We start from the raw sequence: 18,862 nt of genomic DNA, 5'->3' as shown, positions 1-18,862 counted from the left end.
TTGGTGGCCATATGGGCGGCGTCACTGCGACAAGACAAGGGTGGGACTTTGCCAAGGAGAACAATAATGACCGATATTCTTGTGAGACCCACCGGACGCCGCGCTTTCCTCGGCGGTTTGACCGCCGGGACGGCCGGTCTCGCGCTTTCCGGATGTGCGGGTATCCCCGGCTTCAGCCTGACCGACGCCGTCCAGCGCATCCTGTTCCTTTCGAGCGAGCGTGCCTTTGCCCGCATGCTCGATGGCGGCGGCTTCTGGGACCAGCAGGTTGAAGAAGTCGGGCTTGAGAACCTGCTCGGCGCTCGCGGAGGCGTGCTGTCGAGCATCCTCACCTCATCGCTGTTCAAGGATCGGCTGTTCGATGCTTTCGGCGATATCGCCTACGAGGGCGCAGATCGCGCCGCCCCGCTTGTGACCGAGGCCGTGCGTACGATCGGGATCCAGAACGCGATCGATCTCGTAAACGGCGGGCCGACGGCAGCTACCGCCTTCCTGCGCGGGTCGATGGGTAGCTCGCTGATCGAGGCAATGGTGCCCGAACTCGGCACTGCCATGCGGGTCGCGCAGGACCCGCTGGTGGGACAGGCTCTGGCAGCACTAACGGGCGTCGATATCCCGCAAGTGTCCAGCCGCGTGGCGGGCCGGATCGACGATACGATCTGGCGTGAGATCGGTGTCGAGGAGGCCGGAATCAGGGCTAACCCGCGCGAGACGCGCGATCCGTTGATTATCGGAGTTTTCGGCGCGCTTTAGGCCGGAGATCGCGGACCCTTTTGTCCCGATTTGGCACAGCCGAATCTGAGTTTATTAACGCTATTCCCGGGACTCGGGTGGGTGGAATAATACCGCAATGCGTCCACTATCGGGCGCTGCAGGTTACTGTCCGAGAGGGTCTCATGAACATTCGTCGTAATATCGCCAAGCTTTGTGCCATTGGCAGCCTTGCAATCGCGGGTGCAGCCCATGCGTCGACGCTTGTCCTGGCTGGCGGTGCGGGTTCCGGCTCCGACGGCAATTCGCTCATATTCAGTGACGGTGCCACCTCAGTCCAGGCAACCGCCTGGGCCGTCGACTACGACAGCAATCTCGAGGACGGCTCGCTTGGCCAGTGGTCCTACGGCCTCGGCGTGAACAACAGCGACGGCGACGGTTCGCATACGGTCGACAATGTCGGCTGGACCGACTTCATCCTCCTCCAGTTCAGTTCGTCGGTCGTCCTGGAAAGCGCGACATTCGCAACCGGCTGGCACGGCATGAACGATACCGATGCGACTATCGGCGCGATGAATGCTCTTGGTGCCTGGAACGTCGCTCCTTTGTGGGACGAGCAGCCCGACTCGATCCTCTCTGGCTTCAGCTTTTGGGAATCGGGATCGGTCGGCCAAAGCGGCTGGGATACGCGCAACATCAATCCCGGTTCGGTCTCAGGCAATTGGTGGATCATCGGCGCGTCGAGCAGCAATCCGGACAATTATGGTGATGGTTTCAAGCTCAAGAGCATCACCTTCAGCTCGGCTGTTCCCGAGCCTTCGACCTGGCTCATGCTGATCCTCGGCTTCGGCCTTGTCGGCGGGGTGATGCGCCGCGAGAGCCGGAAGGTTCGCCTGGCCTACAGCTAAGCTATTCCATGCTGAGGTACCCGAAGGGGCCCCGCGATCCTGGTTCGTGGGGCCCTCTTGATTCCGGGTGCGAGCCGGACAAGCGAGACTTAGTCCACGACTGGAGAGCCAGCGGGGTAGATGCACATCGTCCGGTCGTTTAGAGCGAGAGGGAATCGCCAACCGCTTCTCCGGAGCTCGCACACATGAAATTCTTCGTCGACACTGCCGACATCGCCGACATCAAGGAAATGGCCGACACCGGCCTGCTCGATGGTGTCACCACCAACCCCTCGCTGATCGCCAAGTCGGGCCGCGACTTCATGGAAGTCACGAAGGAAATCTGCGGCATCGTCGATGGCCCGGTCAGCGCCGAAGTCGTCGCGCTCGATCACGAGACGATGATGAAAGAAGCCGAGACGCTGCGGAAGATCGCGGACAATGTCTGCATCAAGGTCCCGCTGACGATCGACGGGCTCAAGACCTGCAAGAAGCTCACCAGCGACGGCACGATGGTGAATGTCACGCTGTGTTTCTCGGCCAACCAGGCGCTGCTGGCTGCTAAGGCCGGCGCGACCTTTGTCTCGCCCTTCATCGGCCGTCATGACGACAACGGCTTCGACGGCATGGAACTGATCGGCGATATCCGCCTGATCTACAACAATTACGACTTCCAGACCGAAATCCTCGCCGCCTCGATCCGCAACCCGGTCCACGTGTTGCAGAGCGCGCGTCTGGGTGCCGATGTCGCGACCATGCCGCCCGCCGTGATCAAGGGACTATTCAAGCACGTCCTGACCGACAAGGGGCTGGAAGGCTTCATCAAGGACTGGGAAAAGACTGGCCAGTCGATCCCGACGTCCTAAATAGGCCCGCGTGACAGACCAGACACCTCTCGACCTGTTCAAGCAGGCGCTCACCGGCACGGCGCGCGCCATCGCGCGTGAGCCGGAAGTCGAGGTTGCCTGGTCTGCCGACAGCCCGACGCAGAGCGGCAAGAACTTCCGCGTGCCGCTGCCCGGGCGCACGCTGCCGCCCGACCAGGCGCGCGAGGCGCGTGGCTTTGCTGACAGCTTCGCACTCAAGTTGCGTCACCACAACGAGGCGATGCACGCGAAGGGCGCGCCGCCCGAACCGATCGCGCGCGCCTGTTACGACGCTATCGAACGCACACGCTACGAGGCGCTCGGCTCCAACAACTATTCGGGCATGAAGGGCAATCTCGACGCGGCGGTCGAGATGCGCACGGCGACCGATCCCATCGGGCGCGCGGAAGCGGCGAAGGACGTCCCGCTGCCCACCGCGCTATCGCTGATGCTGCGCGAGGCGCTGACCGGCGAGGCCATTCCCGACCGCGCGAAGCCCGGCGTCGACATGGTGCGCGAGGAAATCCTCAGCCGCATCGGCACCGACATGGAAGACCTCGCGGGCGCTCTAGACGACCAGCGCGCCTTCCAGGACCTGACGCTCGACATGCTGCGGCATCTCGAACTCACGCTTCCCGACACGCCCGAGGACGAAGGCCGCGATGATGGCGAGGACGAGGAAGGCGACGCTCCCGACGACGAGCAGGACACCGACGAGGAAGACGAAGGCGAGGCCCAGCCGCAGGAAAGCGACGCGCGCGGCGAAGTCGTCGACGGCGAGGCCGATGGCGATGCCGAACAAGACGTCGAGGGCGAGCAGGAAATGTCCGATGGTGATCCTTCGGACGAGGAGGGCGAGGGCATGCAGCCCGTCCGCCCGAACCGCCCGTGGACCGACCTGCCCGAGGATTTCGACTACAAGCACTACACCGACAAATTCGACGAGGTGATCGAAGCACCCGAGCTGTGCGATCACGAGGAACTGGACCGGCTGCGCGCCTATCTCGACAGCCAGCTCGCCGGATTGCAGGGCGTGGTGACGCGGCTCGCCAACCGCCTCCAGCGCCGCCTCATGGCGCAGCAGAACCGCAGCTGGGATTTCGACCAGGAAGAGGGGCTATTGGATGCCGCGCGCCTCACCCGCGTGGTCGTCAGCCCCGGCCATGCGCTATCCTACAAGATCGAGCGCGATACCGAGTTCAAGGACACGGTCGTCACGCTCCTGATCGACAATTCGGGCTCGATGCGCGGGCGGCCGATCAGCATCGCCGCGATCAGCGCCGACATCATGGCGCGCACGCTCGAGCGCTGCGGCGTGAAGACCGAAATCCTCGGCTTCACCACCCGCGCGTGGAAGGGCGGGCAGTCACGCGAGGCTTGGCTCGCCGATGGCCGTCCCGCCAATCCGGGCCGCCTCAACGATCTGCGCCACATCGTCTACAAGAAGGCCGACGAGCCATGGCGCCGCGCGCGCCGCAACCTCGGCCTGATGATGCGCGAAGGTCTGCTCAAGGAAAACATCGACGGCGAGGCGCTGCTCTGGGCGCACACCCGCCTGCTCGCCCGCCCCGAAGACCGCCGCATCCTGCTGGTGATCTCGGACGGCGCTCCGGTCGACGACAGTACGCTGAGCGTAAACCAGGCGGGATATCTCGAAGGCCACTTGCGCAAGGTGATCGAGTGGATCGAGAAGCAAAGCCCCGTCCAGCTCGCCGCCATCGGCATCGGCCATGACGTGACCCGCTACTACAAGCGCTCGGTGACGATCATGGACGTGGAACAGCTCGGCGGCACGATTATCGAGCAGCTTGCCGGGTTGTTCGAGGTGGAGGGGTGAGGCGTGTTCTGATCCTTCCGCTGGCGCTAACGATAGCCGCTTGCGGCTCGTCGATAAGCGACCTCACGATAATCAACGGAACTGACGATAGGATATCTTCCATTCAGGTCGCTGCTGGTGGTGACGTTTGGTATCTGGACGACCTTGAAGCGGGACAGGCGACGAAGTTCACGGCACGCGTTTCGGGTGAGGGAGGGCCGAGAGTGTCTTGGAAATGGCGCGATCAAATTCACGCAGCTGATGCTTGCTATTACACTGCGGGGTTTGGATATGGCTACGGCCCTGAAGGTCGTCTCCAAATAAATGGTTCAGACATGGAAATCCTTCGATGCGAATGACCCCCACCGAAGCCGTCCAGTCCCGCCGCTCGATCCGCAAGTTCACCGACCAACCGGTCGACCGCGAGACGCTCACCCGCGTGCTCGAGAAAGCGCAGCGGGCGCCTTCTGGCGGGAACACGCAGCCGTGGCATGGGATCATCCTCACCGGAGAGCCGATGCAGGCGCTTTTCGCACGGATCGCGCAGGAATTCCCCAAGGGCCGCGATGCCCACAAGCCCGAATATCATATCTACCCGCCCGAGCTCGACGGCGCCTATGAACAGCGCCGGTTCGGCGTGGGCGAGGACCTTTACGGTGCGCTCGAAATCTCCCGCGAGGAGAAGGGCAAGCGCCTCATGTGGTTCGCCGAGAACTTCCGCGCTTTCGGTGCGCCGGTTCTGATGCTGGTCCACACGCCCAAATACATGGGCCCTCCGCAGTGGAGCGATATCGGCATGTGGCTCCAGACCATCGCCCTACTACTTCGCGAGGAAGGGCTCGACTGCTGCTTCCAGGAGGCCTGGGCGGTCTATTCTCCGCAAATCCGCGAGGTGGTCGATATTCCCGAGGACCACATCTTCTTCTGTGGCATGGCCATCGGCTACCGCGATGCGGATGCGCCGGTGAACACATTCGACGTGAAGCGCGCGCCCCTAGATGAAGTCGTGCGTTGGGAGGGTTGGGACTGATTTCTCGTCCCGTCATTGCGAGCCGCAGGCGAAGCAATCCATCTCCCGATGTCGCAATATGCGGATGCGTTTGAAGCTGGATTGCCGCGTCGCTTCGCTCCTCGCAATGACAGGAATTGACCGCAGCGCCCGCTATCGCCATTGCGCCACCCATGACCGACACGCCGCTCAAGCTGTTCAACTCGCTCACCCGCGAGATCGAGATTTTCACTCCCGTCCATCCGGGCGAGGCGCGCGTCTATTCCTGCGGGCCGACGGTCTACAACTACCAGCATATCGGCAATATGCGCGCCTATGTGTTTTCCGACACGCTGGGGCGAGTGCTGCGCTGGAAGGGCTATGACCTCACCCATGTGATCAACATCACCGATGTCGGCCATCTCACCTCCGATGCGGACGAGGGCGAGGACAAGATGGAGAAGATGGCGGCCAAGGAAGGCCGCTCGGCCTGGGACATCGCCAAATTCTACCAGGAAGATTTCGAGCGCGATCTTGCGCGGCTGAACATCACCGGCAAGCAGCACCCACGCGCCACCGAATATGTCGAGCCGATGATCGAGTGGGGCAAGCGGATCGCCGACAAGCACTGCTACGAGCTCGACAGCGGCCTTTATTTCGATGTCTCGACCATCGAGGACTATGGCAAGCTCGCGCGTGCCGTGACCGAGGAGGGTGAAGGCCGGATCGAACGGCTGGAAGGCAAGCGCAACGCGGCCGACTTCGCGATCTGGCGAAAGACGCCCGAAGGCGAGACGCGGCAGATGGAATGGGATTCGCCGTGGGGCAAGGGCGCGCCCGGCTGGCACCTCGAATGCTCGGTGATGGGCGAGGCACTGCTCGGCTTTCCTTTCGACATCCACACCGGCGGGATCGACCACCGCGAGATCCACCATCCCAACGAGATCGCGCAAAACCAGGCCTATTGCTGCACCGGCGGGCTTGGCAAAGCCGAGAACAGTGGCGCGCGCATCTGGATGCACAACAACTTCCTCGTCGAACGCTCGGGCAAGATGTCCAAGAGCTCCGGCGAGTTCCTTCGGCTGCAATTGCTGGTCGACAAGGGCTACCACCCGCTCGCCTACCGCATGATGTGCCTCCAGGCGCATTACCGCAGCGAGCTGGAATTCAGCTGGGATGGGCTGGGGGCAGCGCTCACGAGGCTCAAGCGTATGGTGATGGCGGTAGGGCGCTGGAAGGCACTTCAGGAGGAACGCCACGCGGCCGACTGGCATGCCGACAGTTGGGAGCGTCATCCCAAGACGCGCGAGCCGGTGGAGCGATTCCGCGATGCAGTCAGCGACGATCTCAACACGGCCGAGGCGCTGACGGCATTCGAGGATGTGCTCTCGCTCAAGAAGATCGATCCCGACTGTGTGCTTTCGGCCATGTCGGAAATGGACAAGGTGCTCGGTCTGGACCTCGAGAACCTCTCCCGCGAGGACCTGCGCATCCGCCCCAAGTCCGCCGAAATCACCGAGGCCGAGATCGAGGCCGAGCTTTTCCGCCGCAAGGAAGCAAAAATCGCCAAGGATTACGCCACCAGCGACGCAATCCGCGAGAGCCTTGCCGCGAAGGGCGTCGAGGTGATGGATGGCGATCCGCTGGGCTGGGAGTGGAACTTGGCTTGATCTTGGCGAGCTAGCTGATAATAAGGTTGCATGTTGCAACCTATTTGTTGGCTCGCACTCGCGGCGATTCATGCGCTGCCCGCGCTGGCTTTCTTCCGTCCAGCGACCCTGACAACGCTCTACGGGCTGGCGGCTGACAACCCGTTGTTCCTGCTTATGCAGCACCGAGCCGCGCTGTTCCTTGCGGTCTTCGTCGCATGCCTCTGGGCAGCGTTCGTACCCGAAGGTCGCCGACTTGCCGTGCTGGTCGTGGGCATCAGCATGCTCAGTTTCCTCGCGCTATACTGGCTTGCCGGATCGCCGGCGCCGCTCAAGCGCATCGCGGTTGTCGATCTTGCCGGCCTCCCGTTTCTCGCCTTCGTCGCCTGGAGCGCTTTCCGGCCCTAGTCGGCGAGATTCCGCCCCAGCCAGCAGGTCAGCGCGAACCGCGCTTCGGCGAAGGGCGCATCGGGCTGCACCACCTTGCGGACCTCATGCGGTGCGAAGCTGGGGAAAGCCACCAGCCGGTCGTTCCTGGGCTCGATCACCTCCGGCTCACCGTGGCCGAACAGCCCGTGCAGGACCAGCTCGCCGCCTTCGAAGCGCGCCTGCGGGAGATGCGCGTAATAGGTCAGCGTTACGAGCCGGTCATAGCCGAGGAAGGCGCGATCGCCGCTCACCACCACATCGGTGTGCGGAGTGAAGAAATCGCCGTCGCGGTGGGCCGACAGGAGGAATTCGTGATGGGGTTCTGCGACCGGCTCCATTCCCAGTGCTGCGAAAACGCCAGCCTCCGCGACGCGCTCCACGAACCGCGCGCCCAAGCCGCCCAGATCGCCCTCGAAGGTGAACGACCGGCGCGAGGCCAGGTCGAGTTCGCGCTCGACAGTCGGGCGGGTCACCACCGCGCGTTTGAATGCCGCCTCATTGGCCACTGCCAAGGCGCAAAGTTCGGCCGAAAATTGCGCGCCCATGAAGCCGTCCTCGACCAGTAGCGGCACATGCGCGGGCTTGACGGGCGCAATCGCTTCGGGTTCGTCATGGGCTGCCATTGGAGAGACGCTAGATGACCAAAGCCGTGATGTCTGCCCTGATCCGCCCGCTGGTAGAGCCGCGCCTGCCCGACTGGGTGGAGCCGCTGTGGTTCATGACCAAGGAGCAGGCGCTGGAGATGGCGCCCGAGGCCGAGATCGGTTGGTTCGACCTCAACGAGAAGGAGCCGATGATCGAGATCGCGCATGCGGCGACAGGCCTGAAATGGCTCAATTCGATCTATGCGGGGCTCGATTTCCTGCCGCTCGACGTGCTTCACGATCGCGGCGTCACGGTGACCAATGGCGTGGGCATCAACGCCATCACCATCGCCGAATATGTCGTCATGCTGATGCTCGCTCATGCGAAGGGTTATCGCGAGGTCGTGCGCGCGCAGGAGCGCAAGGAATGGCTGCTCGACAGTCCGGGCAAGCGGGAATTGTCAGGCGAGCGCGTGCTATTGCTTGGCCTCGGGGCGATCGGCGGGCTGATCAAGACCCGGCTCGAGGCCTTCGACATGAAGGTCATTCCCGTGCGCCGCTCGGGCGGCGAGGGCGCACTACGTCCCGGCGAATGGCGCGAAAAGCTGGGCGAGTTCGACTGGGTTGTGCTGGCGGTTCCCTCGACCGAGGAAACCCGTCACATGATCGGCGCTGCCGAACTCGCCGCGATGCGCCCCAATGCGGTGCTGGTGAATATCGCGCGCGGTGACGTGGTGAAGCAGGACGACCTCGTCGAGGCGCTGAAGGCCAAGACCATCGAGGCCGCCCTGCTCGATGTCACCGACCCCGAGCCGCTGCCTGAAGATCACCCGCTATGGGAGCTGGAAAACGCGCAGATCACCATGCACCTGTCGGGCCGAGCGCAGACGAAGATGTTCCAGCGCAGTGCCGATCGCTTCGTCGAGAACCTTGAACTTTGGCACAAGGGCGAAGCGGTAGAGCCGCAGATGGATCTTCAGGCGGGATACTAGTCACGCATCCTCCAGAAGCAGCAGGTCGCATTGCACCACCATGCGAGGGTTGGGGGAGAGGCGGTGTTCCACCTCGACAACGCCCGCGTCGGCCACCAGCTGGCCGGGAATAGCGAACTCGTGGTCGGGCAGGGTGGCGACAAAGCGCTCTCCTGCTTCGACCGCTTCTTCACCGGCAAAAAGCAGGGCGATCGAGTGGCGAGTGCCGGCGAAGGTGATGCTCGCCCAGGCCTTCTCGGTGTGCGTGATCACCTGTCCCTGATGCTCGGCAAGCACGGTGATCGCCTGCCTAACCCTGTCGCTGGAAGAACGGCGCGAACGGGGAGGGCGGGGAGGTTTCGTTTCACAGGACATGGAGCGCCTCCTTCGTGGCAGCCGATGAGGCCGCGTCGAAACCGGTCATGAAGCCGCGAATGCGCGCCTCGGTTTGGCTGCGCGGCTCGCGGCCCATCCTGAGGTCGAGCACGAAGCGCGGATCATGCGCGGCCAGTCGCCCGAATTTTGTCGGTGGCATATCGTGTGCGCGAAGGAATTTCTCGATGCTGCGGATCAACATGTTCACTGCTCCCCATGGCTGTATCCGTGCGGCGAATCGCTCGCCGTGTTCCCGATACGTTCCAGTCCAAATCCTACTTGTCTAGGAAAAATCCTATGCTATAGGAATTTTCTCGCTCAGCTCCTGCTTGCGGTCCCGATTTGGATCACCTGGGTGGGTAGCGAAGGAAGGAATTGAGGATGGCGGACATGACCCCTGAGCGTGCAAGGCTGGTCGAATTGACCGAGAAAAGTCGCACGAGCCTGTCCTCTCTCTCATCCATGTTGGGCCGTAATCCCAGCTACTTGCAGCAATTCGTGCGCAAGGGCAGCCCGCGCAAGCTGGAGGAGGCGGACCGGCGCAAGCTGGCTGAATTCTTCGGGGTCGACGAGGTCGAACTGGGTGCCGATCCGCAGCTGGGAAGGCCGCGCGAATCGGATGGCTTTGTCGCGGTCCCTCGGCTGGCTCTGGACGCATCGGCGGGCCCGGGAGCGTTCTCAGCTGAGGAAATTTCCTTCGATAGCTTCCGCTTCTCGCGCCGGTGGTTGCGCGAAATGGGTCTGGAAGGCGCGGACCTCACTGCCATCCGGGTCGAGGGGGACAGCATGGAGCCGGTCCTGCGCAGCGGCGACGAGATTTTCGTCGATCGCCACAAGCGCGCTGGCGAGGGCATCCATGTCGTGCGGATCGGCGACGCGCTGCACGTCAAGCAGGTGCAGGCCAGTGCGCCCGGCCGCATCGCATTGATCAGCGCAAACGATGCCTACGCGCCGATCGAACTGGCGCGCGAGGAAGTGGAGGTCATCGGGCGGGTGGTATGGAAGGGCGGGCGGATCTAGCGCGTCCTCAGCTTGACAGCCCTCTTCCTGCGGCGCAGCATGGATCCATGATCCACGCAACTGTCATTGCCATGACGCAACAATCTCGCCCGACCATATCGGCGGCGGATTGCCCTGCGCCTGTGTGCTGACGCGCTCACGATCAGACCACACAGCAATGCAACCCCGCCCGGCCGGCGGGGTTTTTCGTGTCGGTCGGGTATCCGCGAGAGGAACCTATGACATGACCGATTTTCCCACAGATGCTCATTTCGAGGAGCTCGCGACACGCGTGCTCGACAGGACCCTGCCGCATGCCGAATGGACGCATGAGGCACACTTCGCGTTTGCGTTGTGGATGCTTCGCCACCGGCCCGACCGCAGCAACTCGGAGGCCTTTCGTACGATCATTATAGCGCTCAACGAAGCGCATGGTACGCCGAACACCGATACTTCGGGCTATCATCACACGATCACCATCGCGTCGCTGGGCGCTGCAGGATTCGTGCCCGGGTCGGGAGAGATGGATAGACCGCTAGCAGCCGCTTTGGCGGAGCTAATGGTGGGCCCCTATGGTCGCTCAGATTGGATACTGGCCCATTGGTCCCGCGAACAGTTGTTCTCACCCGAGGCACGCAAGTCGTGGGTCGAGCCCGACATGGCGCCCTTGCCTTGGTCCTGCAGCTGATTGCGAGCGATGCTAGATCCGGTTGGGGAGGTCGAGGACGATTCCCTGCGCCTCGGCCACTTTGACGATCCACTGCGTGACCAGGTCGATTTCCTCACCATGGATCGAAAATGTCTCGTCGAGCTCGCGTGCGCGCTTGTGGCTGTCGAAATCTTCGCCAGTCTTGGAGTGCCGCCGAAGGATCGGGTTCGCCACCACTTGCTCGGCGTCGTAATCAAGCGAGAGGAACTTGCCGATCGCGTCTATCGAGGCTTCCTGGCTGTTGAGCAGCTTCTCGCTATCGAGCGCCACCACACGGCCCGGGAAACGCGAGAGCGCTGCCTGCATTTCGCGATGCAATGCCAGCCAAGCCAGCGCGGTAATCTGCAGGTCGGTCTGGGCGAACAGCTCTTTCGACGTGAAACCGAGGGACGTCATCTGTGCGCTGGCCAGCGTGCTGAACAACTGTCGCCCCCAGACACGCCCTGCAGTGCGCTTTCTCGCAACTGAAGCAAGGTAAATGGTGAGCGGGGATTGCAGGCACAACGCGCGGCTTTCGGACCAATTGGAAAGTATGTCACCTGCCAGCGCGTTGCCGACGGCACCAGACTTGAGAACCACGACTTCTCCCTGCTCGAACGGTCGCGCCAGGATTCGCAATACGGATCGTATCCTTTCGGACACTTCCCTGGATCCCCGGTTGGCCAATTTCAGGGACATGAGATCGGTCAGGATCGGCGGCTCGCTGAAAGTGGTAGCAACACCCTCGATGTCGAGCGCCTTGGTGAGCAATGTCGAGCCCGCAAGCCCGGAGTGCATTATCAAATGGACCGGCACCGGAGTGATGCCGTCAAAAGCGAGTTCGCTGCGCGGAACGGACTTGCTGGGTGCAGAATCGATAAGTGCCTGATCGTACAGGAAGCTGGCATTCTTGCGCGCTTCACGCGGAAGTCTGACAAACTGGATCGCATCGTTGCGCACATCATAGCGATGAGCCAGCCAGGCTGGATCGGCCAGAGTCTCGACGGATCGCAATGCAGTCATCGACGTCGCCAGCTATCCAAGCTGCGAAATGGTGCATCCCCTAATCTGCGGACTACGGCTCGATCCCCACCAACCGGTAAGAAAAATCGTCCAACGACGTTCGTAATCCTATGATTTCGTCAGGTGAATCGGAATTGCGGACCCCACGAACAGTTCGTCGACGGTCGTTAACCGACGGGGCAATGCTGTCGTGCTAGAAGCGAGCCATGACCCGCGCGCCTGACCGGTTAGGCGAGGCCAAGATAGGCCCAGAGAACCCCTTCTTCGAGATTATCGAGGAGGCCTATCGCGTGTTTGCAAGACCCAAGCCGCGCAACATCGAGGTTTGCGAGGGCTGCTGCATGGACCCAGCGATCGAGGCGGACTTCTTCAATCCGCCGATTGCCGAGTTGCCTCTTTCCTATGTGCAGGACTGGTTTTTTGCCGCCTACAATCCGGAAACAGGTGTGGCGAAGGCGACCTGGGCTTATCTTCTTCCGCGAATCCTCGAGGTCCTCGCGTCGGGCAATGATGTTGCGAATGTCGGGCTCGAGGTTGCCCTCCAGCGATTCGATACGGGTAACAGGGACAATTGGAGTCCGGAGCAATGGAACGTGCTCGACGCATTCCAGCGACTCTACCTGAGGTTACAGCTTGAGCGAGCGGCGCCGTTCACGGAACAGGGCGACTACCTCGACGATGTCGTGTGCATGTTCGCGCTTGGCGGCTGGCCGGCTGAAGATCTCGTTGATCAGCTCAACGTCGCCGACGATCGGGCGCTAGCAGAAAGACTGTATCGCGACTGGCGCCACGGTCGATACGAAGACGGCAAAATCTGGATCACGGCCTTCTGGGAAGGACCAGGGCGCGACGAGGTCTGGTCATTCTATACCTCGCAGGGGCTCCATGATCGGATGGCGCGTCTTGCTCTGGACGATGATGTCGATCCCGAGCTGGCAGAGAAAGCCTATCGCGTAGCCAATGTGGTCCGCGCCAATCAGGATCTGCCGGACTAGGAGGGTGCCCGATGGTACTCGTCAGATTGCAAGGTCATCATGTAGTCGGCGATCGTCTCGATATCTTCTTCATCGAGATCGACATCCATCTGTAGCGGGTAATTGTGCGCGTCAGACAGGAAGGTGACCAGCGTTTCGCGCGTAAGTCCCGGACTGTTGGCGACGTCCTCGAAGCCGGGAGCTTCCGGATTGGGAGAGATCGCGTTGGGGCGCACAGCGTGGCAGTCGCCGCAGATGGCAGTCACGTAGACGGGGACTTCGGGCGCTTCCGTCGGTTCGGCGCTCGCCAGCTCGGCCTCCGTGCCTGTGGCCTGGCAGGAGGCCAGCAGGGCCGCGCTCGTCGCAATTGCAAGACTTCGCATTTCTCTGCTCCTTTTCCGCCGACACTATCACAAGCGCGAAGTCGCGCCTTGTTTTCGATCAAGAACCGAACCATCTCACTACATCATGAACGACACGCCGAAACAGCCTCCGATGAAAGCCGGTATCGTGCCGGTCACCCCGCTCCAGCAGAATTGCTCGCTGATCTGGTGCACTGCGACCAACAAGGGCGCGCTGATCGATCCGGGCGGGGACCTCGATAGGCTGAAAGCGGCGGTGAAGCAGACCGGGGTAGAGCTGGAGAAGATCCTCATTACCCATGGCCATATCGACCACTGCGGCGAAGCAGGCATCCTCGCCAAGGAACTGGGGTTGCCGATAGAAGGCCCGCATGAGGCCGATCGGTTCTGGATCAGCCGGCTGGACGAGGACGGCGCACGCTACGGCGTGAATGGCCAGGTTTTCGAACCCGATCGCTGGCTGGAGGATGGCGATACGGTCACCGTCGGCGAGCTGGAACTGGAAGTTATCCATTGCCCCGGCCACACGCCAGGCCACGTCGTATTCTTCCACCGCCCGAGCAAGTTCGCCGTCGTGGGCGACGTGTTGTTCCAGGGAAGTATCGGGCGCACCGATTTCCCGATGGGCAACCACCAGGACCTGATCGATGCGATCACGAAGAAGCTATGGCCGCTGGGGGACGACGTGACCTTCATTCCGGGTCACGGCCCCACCAGCACTTTCGGCCAGGAGCGCAAGACCAACGCCTTCGTCAGCGACGCGGCGTTGGCCTGATTACGCTTACATCACGCCAAGCGTGATCAGCACGGCCACGATAGCGAGGCCGAGCAGTGTCAGCATGGTGATCAGCACGCCGATCATGCGCGGCTTGGTGGGACCTTCGCCGTCCATCCCGATGCCATGCGCGATCCTGCCGAGCATGTAGACGCCCACAACCCATGCCAGCCACGGTTGTCCGCGACCGGACAGCTCGATTGCTGCCACAAGCGCGAGCAGGAACGGCGTGTTCTCGACGAAATTGAGCTGTGCGCGCATGCGGCGGGTGAGGGGGCCCCCGCCATCGTCGCCGTGGATCGTCTTGGTGGCTCCGCGCATCTGACCGACGCGCACCGATAGCCACAGATTGATGATCGCCGCAGCGGCAGCCGCAGTCAGCGTAACCGGCAGGATAATGCCCATGTTTCTCTCCCTTTCGATAACCCGTGGCCGGACTGGTATGGCAAGGCCGCCTCCTCGGCAATCAGGGGCAAAGGATTATCCTCCGCCACGCTTGCAACAGCCGGAAAATTCGCTATAGCGCGCGGCTTCACCGTCACGGTCGGGAAATCCTTCGTCATCGCCCTCTTGTGCGTTGCCGGACCTTCCCCTAGGGCGGCCACCGAAATTGATTGAAATTGTTTGAGGAACAGGTGCCGAGATGGCCGTCCCCAAGAGAAAAGTATCGCCCCACCGTCGCGGCAACCGTCGTGCTCACGATTCGCTCAAGGTAGAAGCACATCACGAGTGCTCGAACTGTGGCGAGCTGAAGCGTCCGCACAACCTGTGCCCGCATTGCGGTTATTACAACGGGCGCGAAGTCCTCGCTCCCGAGGGCCTCTAAGACCTTAAATTGGTTCGGAGAACGTCATGAGTTTGCCGCGTATCGCAGTTGACGCGATGGGCGGAGACGAAGGCGTGCGCACCATGATCGAGGGCGCCGCGCTCGCGCGTAGGCGCCACGATCGATTCAACTTCCTGCTGGTCGGCGACGAGACCCGCATCAAGGCGGCGCTCGAAGATCATCCCGGTCTCGCCGAGGCCAGCGAGATCCTTCATTGCGAGGATGTGGTCGGCGGCGACGAGAAGCCGTCGCGTGCCTTGCGCCGCGCCAAGACTACCAGCATGGGCCTAGCGGTCGATGCAGTGAAGCGGGGCGAAGCGGGCGCTGCCGTCTCCGCTGGCAATACCGGCGCACTGATGGCGATGAGCAAGCTCGCACTCCGCACCATGCCCGGCCTCGACCGACCGGCCTTGGCCGCGTTGCTGCCCACGCTGGGCGACAATGACGTTATCATGCTCGACCTCGGCGCGAACCGTGAATGCGATGCGCGCAACCTCGTCCAGTTCGCCATCATGGGCGCAGCCTACTCGCGCATCGTGACCGGCCGTGAGAGTCCGCGCGTGCGCCTCCTCAACATCGGCACGGAGGAAACCAAGGGTACCGAGGATATCCAGGCCGCCGCAGACCAGCTTCGCGCGGCCGAAGGCCTGGCGATGGATTTCGAAGGTTATGTCGAAGCTGACAAGATCAATCGCGGCGAATGCGATGTGGTCGTGTGCGACGGCTTCTCGGGCAATATCGCGTTGAAGGCGATCGAGGGCGCAGCGCGCTTTGTGACCGACCTGCTGAAGCGGGCCTTTTCTTCCTCGATCCGGTCGAAGGTCGGTTTCCTCGTCTCGCGTCCGGCGACCGAGTTGCTCAGGCACCACCTCGATCCGAACAACCACAATGGCGCGGTTTTCCTCGGCCTCAACGGCGTGGTGGTGAAGAGCCATGGCAGCGCCAATGCCAAGGGTGTCGCCAACGCAGTAGAAGTTGCGGCGCGCCTCCTCGAAGACGATATTACCAATCGAATCGCCAAGGACCTTGGCGCTGTCGACGCGGGAAGCCTGAGCGCAAAATGATCCGCGCGGTCATCACCGGCAGCGGCAGCGCGCTTCCTTCCAATTGCGTCACCAACGCCGAGCTCGCCAAGCGTGTCGATACCAGCGACGAATGGATCGTCGAACGCACCGGCATCCGCCAGCGCTATATTGCTAACGAGAGCGAGACGACATCCACCCTCGCCATCGAGGCTTCGCGCAAGGCGCTCGAGGATGCGGGTGTCGACGCGAGCGAGATCGGGCTCATCATCCTTGCCACGGCCACTCCCGATCACACCTTTCCGGCCACGGCGACACAGGTCCAGCAGGCATTGGGTTGCCGCGGAGGCGTTGCCTTCGACGTTGCGGCGGTTTGCTCGGGTTTTCTTTATGCACTCGGTACTGCGGACTCGCTCCTACGCACCGGCATGGCGAAGAAAGCGCTCGTGATCGGCGCGGAGACCTTCAGCCGCATCCTCGACTGGGAAGACCGCACCACCTGCGTCCTGTTCGGCGACGGGGCGGGAGCGGTCGTGCTCGAAGCTCAGGACGTGGCAGAGGACGGCCCGGGCATTCTTGCCACGCGCCTCCATGCCGATGGTGAGCACAAGGAACTGCTCTACGTGGATGGCGGACCCTCAACGACGGGCGAGGTTGGGAAGCTTCGGATGAAGGGACGCGAGGTGTTCCGTCACGCCGTGGTCAATCTCGCCGAGGTTCTGGGCGAGGTACTGGATGACGCCGGGGTGCCGGCAGAAGCCATCGATTGGGTGGTACCGCACCAGGCGAACCAACGCATACTCGATGCCACGGCGCGCAAATTGGGTCTCGACAGCGAGAAAGTCGTCGTAACCGTCGACCGTCATGCCAACACCTCTGCGGCATCGGTGCCGCTTGCATTCGACGTCGCGCGCAAGGACGGTCGCATCAAATCGGGCGATCTCGTCATGTTCGAAGCTATGGGCGGTGGGTTTACCTGGGGTGCGTCGCTCGCGCGGGTATAACTTTTGTTAGAATTTTACCGTCGCTCCATTGCGGTAATCAGCCAAATACAGTAGGTTGCTTGAGTCGCTCGAACCCAGGGTCGCGTCTGGGGAAGGATTACAATGGACATGATGCGCTCCGTGGGGACGCTGACCCGCGCCGATCTTGCTGAAACAATCAACCGGAAAATGGGATTGAGCCGGGCCGAGTCGCTCGACCTGGTCGAAGAAATCCTCGGCAAGATGAGCGATGCGCTTGCGCGCGGCGAGAATGTGAAGGTTTCGGGCTTCGGCAGTTTCGTCCTGCGTGACAAGAAAGAACGCATTGGCCGCAACCCGAAGACGGGGGTCGAAGTGCCGATTACGCCACGCCGGGTGATGACTTTCCGTGCAAGCCAGCTGTTGAAAGAGCGGATTGCAAACGGCTGAAGTTAGCGCCTAGAGTGGCGCATGGCTGAGTTTAGCGATCACAAGGAAGCAGGTGCCCTGCGCACCATTGGCGAAGTTGCCGGCGCGACCGGCATCAAGACGCATGTGCTGCGCTATTGGGAGCAGCAATTTCCGCAGCTCAAACCGCTGAAACGCAGTGGCGGCCGTCGTTACTATCGGCCTGAAGACGTGGCGCTCGTAGCGCGAATCGACCAGTTGGTGAACCGCGATGGCTATACGCTGAAAGGCGCCAAGGCTGCCCTGCGCGGCGTACCGGACCAACAGGCAGCGGCACAGGACGCGTCTTCGCGAGGTGCCATCGGCGGCGACGTCTTGGCCAAGCTGAAGGCCATCCGCGCAGACCTCAAGTCCGCGCTGTCCGCCTAATCAGGCAGCTTCCCGTCCGCATCGAGCCGCAGGAAGCGGGCGGCGTTGTCATGTAGAATGGCCTTCTTCTGATCGTAGGTCAGGTAATCGGCTTCGTTGACCGCTTCGATCCCCAATCCGATCGCGCCGGGCCAGTTCATCTGGTCAGATCCGAACATGATCCGATCGCCAAAGCCGGCGCGAACCAGCTCTGCCAGAAATGCGTGGAACTCGGCGCGCGGCAGGGCAAACTGCAGGACAGCGATGTCGATCATCAGGTCCGGATGCACCCAGAGAAGCGCCTTCAGATCGTCGATATAGGGGTATCCGCCATGCATGACGAAGACGCGCAGCTTGGGATGCTTGCCAAGGACCTCGGCAAGATGGCTCGGACTTTGGGCTCGGAACGATGGATACATGTGGACGGCGCCCGGAGGACCAAGGCCGATGTGCACGCCGACGGGGATGCCTTCGCGCTCGGCCATCGACCAGAATGGCTCCATGCGTGGGTCGTCGACCATGATGCCCGAATACTGGCCCGTAATTTCGGCGATCGCTACGATCTCGCCAGCAGCGAAATCTGCAGCAAGGCTTTCCGGAGTGGTTTCGGGATCGCGTTGGGGATTGAGGTGTCGTGCAGGCCAGAACAGATCGGGCGCGGCTTGCATCCAGTCGGCTACGCGCTCTTCCGACCCGCCAAGCAGACCGCGGACTTTCAGGCGTCGCATCTCGGTTATGGTTTCGTCACGGAGGGCTTCGTCGGTTAGCGAGCCGGCGATTGGCTTGAGGCAGGGTCGGGAGAGAACCTTCGCTCCGAAATGCTCGATCCAGCTTCCCTGACCATCCCAGGCGAATTCGCTGAGCTCGGGGCAGAGTGGCGTGCCGGGCGGCCCATTGCCATCTGCTGTGTACGCATGAAGATGCATGTCGATCACCGGGCCATCGTATGTCGCCGGTTCCTCAGCGCTGGTCGGAGCGGCTGCAGCTGCAGCCACGATTCCGGCAAGAGCAAAAATCTTCAGTCGCATGTCGGTCTCCACTTCGGACATTGCGGCGCTGGCGGACATGCTGGGGCCGATTTGCAGAGATTGTGCGTGCCGCCAAATCGTCCGCTGTGTCACGCCATTCGCCCGCAAACT

The 18,862-nt window shown here is 62.2% G+C and carries 24 protein-coding genes; 17 read left to right on the top strand and 7 right to left on the bottom strand.

Features of this window, described 5'->3' with window-relative positions:
* The first annotated feature begins 66 nt into the window (after positions 1-66).
* The 7 genes from K3146_RS06585 to K3146_RS06555 all read left to right on the top strand — a co-directional run bounded on the left by K3146_RS06585 (position 67) and on the right by K3146_RS06555 (position 7,325).
* Entirely contained in the window at positions 67-753 is a 687-nt protein-coding gene (locus K3146_RS06585) for a DUF4197 domain-containing protein (protein WP_221545486.1), read from the top strand.
* A 143-nt stretch (positions 754-896) separates the two neighbouring features.
* The gene (locus tag K3146_RS06580) at positions 897-1,619 is read left to right on the top strand and encodes a PEPxxWA-CTERM sorting domain-containing protein (protein WP_221545485.1); all 723 of its coding nucleotides are present in this window, start codon (positions 897-899) and stop codon (positions 1,617-1,619) included.
* 185 nt (positions 1,620-1,804) lie between these two features.
* Positions 1,805-2,464, top strand: coding sequence for a fructose-6-phosphate aldolase (gene fsa, locus K3146_RS06575; RefSeq protein ID WP_221545484.1), 660 nt, complete (start codon positions 1,805-1,807; stop codon positions 2,462-2,464).
* Positions 2,465-2,474: 10 nt separating this feature from the next.
* Positions 2,475-4,301 carry a cobaltochelatase subunit CobT gene (gene cobT / locus K3146_RS06570; protein WP_221545483.1) on the top strand — a complete coding sequence of 609 codons (1,827 nt, stop codon included), beginning with the start codon at positions 2,475-2,477 and terminating at the stop codon, positions 4,299-4,301.
* Positions 4,302-4,629: 328 nt separating this feature from the next.
* Positions 4,630-5,310, top strand: a complete 681-nt coding sequence (locus tag K3146_RS06565) for a nitroreductase (protein WP_345723896.1) — start codon at positions 4,630-4,632, stop codon at positions 5,308-5,310.
* Between the two features lie 152 nt (positions 5,311-5,462).
* On the top strand, positions 5,463-6,938 hold the full coding sequence (gene cysS, locus K3146_RS06560; RefSeq protein ID WP_221545482.1) for a cysteine--tRNA ligase: 1,476 nt from the start codon (positions 5,463-5,465) through the stop codon (positions 6,936-6,938).
* A 30-nt stretch (positions 6,939-6,968) separates the two neighbouring features.
* Entirely contained in the window at positions 6,969-7,325 is a 357-nt protein-coding gene (locus tag K3146_RS06555; protein WP_221545481.1) for a hypothetical protein, read from the top strand.
* Here K3146_RS06555 and K3146_RS06550 read toward each other — a convergent pair.
* Entirely contained in the window at positions 7,322-7,969 is a 648-nt protein-coding gene (locus tag K3146_RS06550; protein WP_221545480.1) for a 2OG-Fe(II) oxygenase, read from the bottom strand. The two genes, K3146_RS06555 and K3146_RS06550, sit on opposite strands and share 4 nt — an antisense overlap.
* Positions 7,970-7,983: 14 nt before the next feature.
* Here K3146_RS06550 and K3146_RS06545 point away from each other — a divergent pair, with 14 nt between their 5' ends.
* Positions 7,984-8,922, top strand: a complete 939-nt coding sequence (locus K3146_RS06545; RefSeq protein ID WP_221545479.1) for a D-2-hydroxyacid dehydrogenase — start codon at positions 7,984-7,986, stop codon at positions 8,920-8,922.
* On the opposite strand, the gene K3146_RS06540 is transcribed toward K3146_RS06545, so the two are convergent.
* On the bottom strand, positions 8,923-9,276 hold the full coding sequence (locus K3146_RS06540) for a hypothetical protein (protein ID WP_247711107.1): 354 nt from the start codon (positions 9,274-9,276) through the stop codon (positions 8,923-8,925). It lies immediately after the preceding gene.
* Complete coding sequence (locus tag K3146_RS06535) at positions 9,266-9,478, bottom strand: hypothetical protein (RefSeq protein ID WP_221545478.1); 213 nt, start codon at positions 9,476-9,478, stop codon at positions 9,266-9,268. The genes K3146_RS06540 and K3146_RS06535 overlap by 11 nt, the downstream gene beginning before the upstream one ends.
* Before the next feature lie 179 nt (positions 9,479-9,657).
* Between K3146_RS06535 and K3146_RS06530 the strand changes: the two genes are divergently transcribed.
* A complete protein-coding gene (locus K3146_RS06530; RefSeq protein ID WP_221545477.1) occupies positions 9,658-10,296 on the top strand; it encodes a S24 family peptidase in 639 nt (212 codons plus the stop codon).
* A gap of 223 nt (positions 10,297-10,519) precedes the next feature.
* Entirely contained in the window at positions 10,520-10,963 is a 444-nt protein-coding gene (locus K3146_RS06525) for a hypothetical protein (RefSeq protein WP_221545476.1), read from the top strand.
* A gap of 12 nt (positions 10,964-10,975) precedes the next feature.
* On the opposite strand, the gene K3146_RS06520 is transcribed toward K3146_RS06525, so the two are convergent.
* Positions 10,976-11,986 carry a hypothetical protein gene (locus tag K3146_RS06520; RefSeq protein WP_221545475.1) on the bottom strand — a complete coding sequence of 337 codons (1,011 nt, stop codon included), beginning with the start codon at positions 11,984-11,986 and terminating at the stop codon, positions 10,976-10,978.
* Positions 11,987-12,192: 206 nt separating this feature from the next.
* On the opposite strand from K3146_RS06520, the gene K3146_RS06515 reads away from it, so the two are divergent.
* Positions 12,193-12,981: a hypothetical protein gene (locus tag K3146_RS06515; protein ID WP_221545474.1), complete on the top strand. Its 789-nt coding sequence runs from the start codon at positions 12,193-12,195 to the stop codon at positions 12,979-12,981.
* Here K3146_RS06515 and K3146_RS06510 read toward each other — a convergent pair.
* Entirely contained in the window at positions 12,978-13,343 is a 366-nt protein-coding gene (locus K3146_RS06510) for a c-type cytochrome (RefSeq protein WP_221545473.1), read from the bottom strand. The two genes, K3146_RS06515 and K3146_RS06510, sit on opposite strands and share 4 nt — an antisense overlap.
* Positions 13,344-13,455: 112 nt before the next feature.
* Between K3146_RS06510 and K3146_RS06505 the strand changes: the two genes are divergently transcribed.
* Positions 13,456-14,097: an MBL fold metallo-hydrolase gene (locus tag K3146_RS06505; RefSeq protein ID WP_221545472.1), complete on the top strand. Its 642-nt coding sequence runs from the start codon at positions 13,456-13,458 to the stop codon at positions 14,095-14,097.
* A 6-nt stretch (positions 14,098-14,103) separates the two neighbouring features.
* On the opposite strand, the gene K3146_RS06500 is transcribed toward K3146_RS06505, so the two are convergent.
* On the bottom strand, positions 14,104-14,502 hold the full coding sequence (locus K3146_RS06500) for an MAPEG family protein (protein ID WP_221545471.1): 399 nt from the start codon (positions 14,500-14,502) through the stop codon (positions 14,104-14,106).
* A 238-nt stretch (positions 14,503-14,740) separates the two neighbouring features.
* On the opposite strand from K3146_RS06500, the gene rpmF reads away from it, so the two are divergent.
* The 5 genes from rpmF to K3146_RS06475 all read left to right on the top strand — a co-directional run bounded on the left by rpmF (position 14,741) and on the right by K3146_RS06475 (position 17,744).
* Complete coding sequence (gene rpmF / locus K3146_RS06495; protein WP_040965823.1) at positions 14,741-14,923, top strand: 50S ribosomal protein L32; 183 nt, start codon at positions 14,741-14,743, stop codon at positions 14,921-14,923.
* A 26-nt stretch (positions 14,924-14,949) separates the two neighbouring features.
* On the top strand, positions 14,950-15,987 hold the full coding sequence (gene plsX / locus K3146_RS06490) for a phosphate acyltransferase PlsX (RefSeq protein ID WP_221545470.1): 1,038 nt from the start codon (positions 14,950-14,952) through the stop codon (positions 15,985-15,987).
* Positions 15,984-16,949 carry a beta-ketoacyl-ACP synthase III gene (locus K3146_RS06485; protein WP_221545469.1) on the top strand — a complete coding sequence of 322 codons (966 nt, stop codon included), beginning with the start codon at positions 15,984-15,986 and terminating at the stop codon, positions 16,947-16,949. The genes plsX and K3146_RS06485 overlap by 4 nt, the downstream gene beginning before the upstream one ends.
* 108 nt (positions 16,950-17,057) lie before the next feature.
* Complete coding sequence (locus tag K3146_RS06480; protein WP_221545468.1) at positions 17,058-17,357, top strand: integration host factor subunit alpha; 300 nt, start codon at positions 17,058-17,060, stop codon at positions 17,355-17,357.
* A 21-nt stretch (positions 17,358-17,378) separates the two neighbouring features.
* Positions 17,379-17,744, top strand: coding sequence for a MerR family transcriptional regulator (locus K3146_RS06475; RefSeq protein ID WP_221545467.1), 366 nt, complete (start codon positions 17,379-17,381; stop codon positions 17,742-17,744).
* On the opposite strand, the gene K3146_RS06470 is transcribed toward K3146_RS06475, so the two are convergent.
* Positions 17,741-18,790: an amidohydrolase family protein gene (locus K3146_RS06470; RefSeq protein WP_221545466.1), complete on the bottom strand. Its 1,050-nt coding sequence runs from the start codon at positions 18,788-18,790 to the stop codon at positions 17,741-17,743. The genes K3146_RS06475 and K3146_RS06470 overlap by 4 nt on opposite strands.
* Positions 18,791-18,862: the final 72 nt, after the last annotated feature.

This window comes from Qipengyuania vesicularis (assembly GCF_019711415.1).
GTDB lineage: Bacteria > Pseudomonadota > Alphaproteobacteria > Sphingomonadales > Sphingomonadaceae > Qipengyuania > Qipengyuania vesicularis.
The sequence above is the reverse complement of the archived record's forward strand: the minus strand, read 5'-3'. Positions and strand labels throughout refer to the sequence as shown.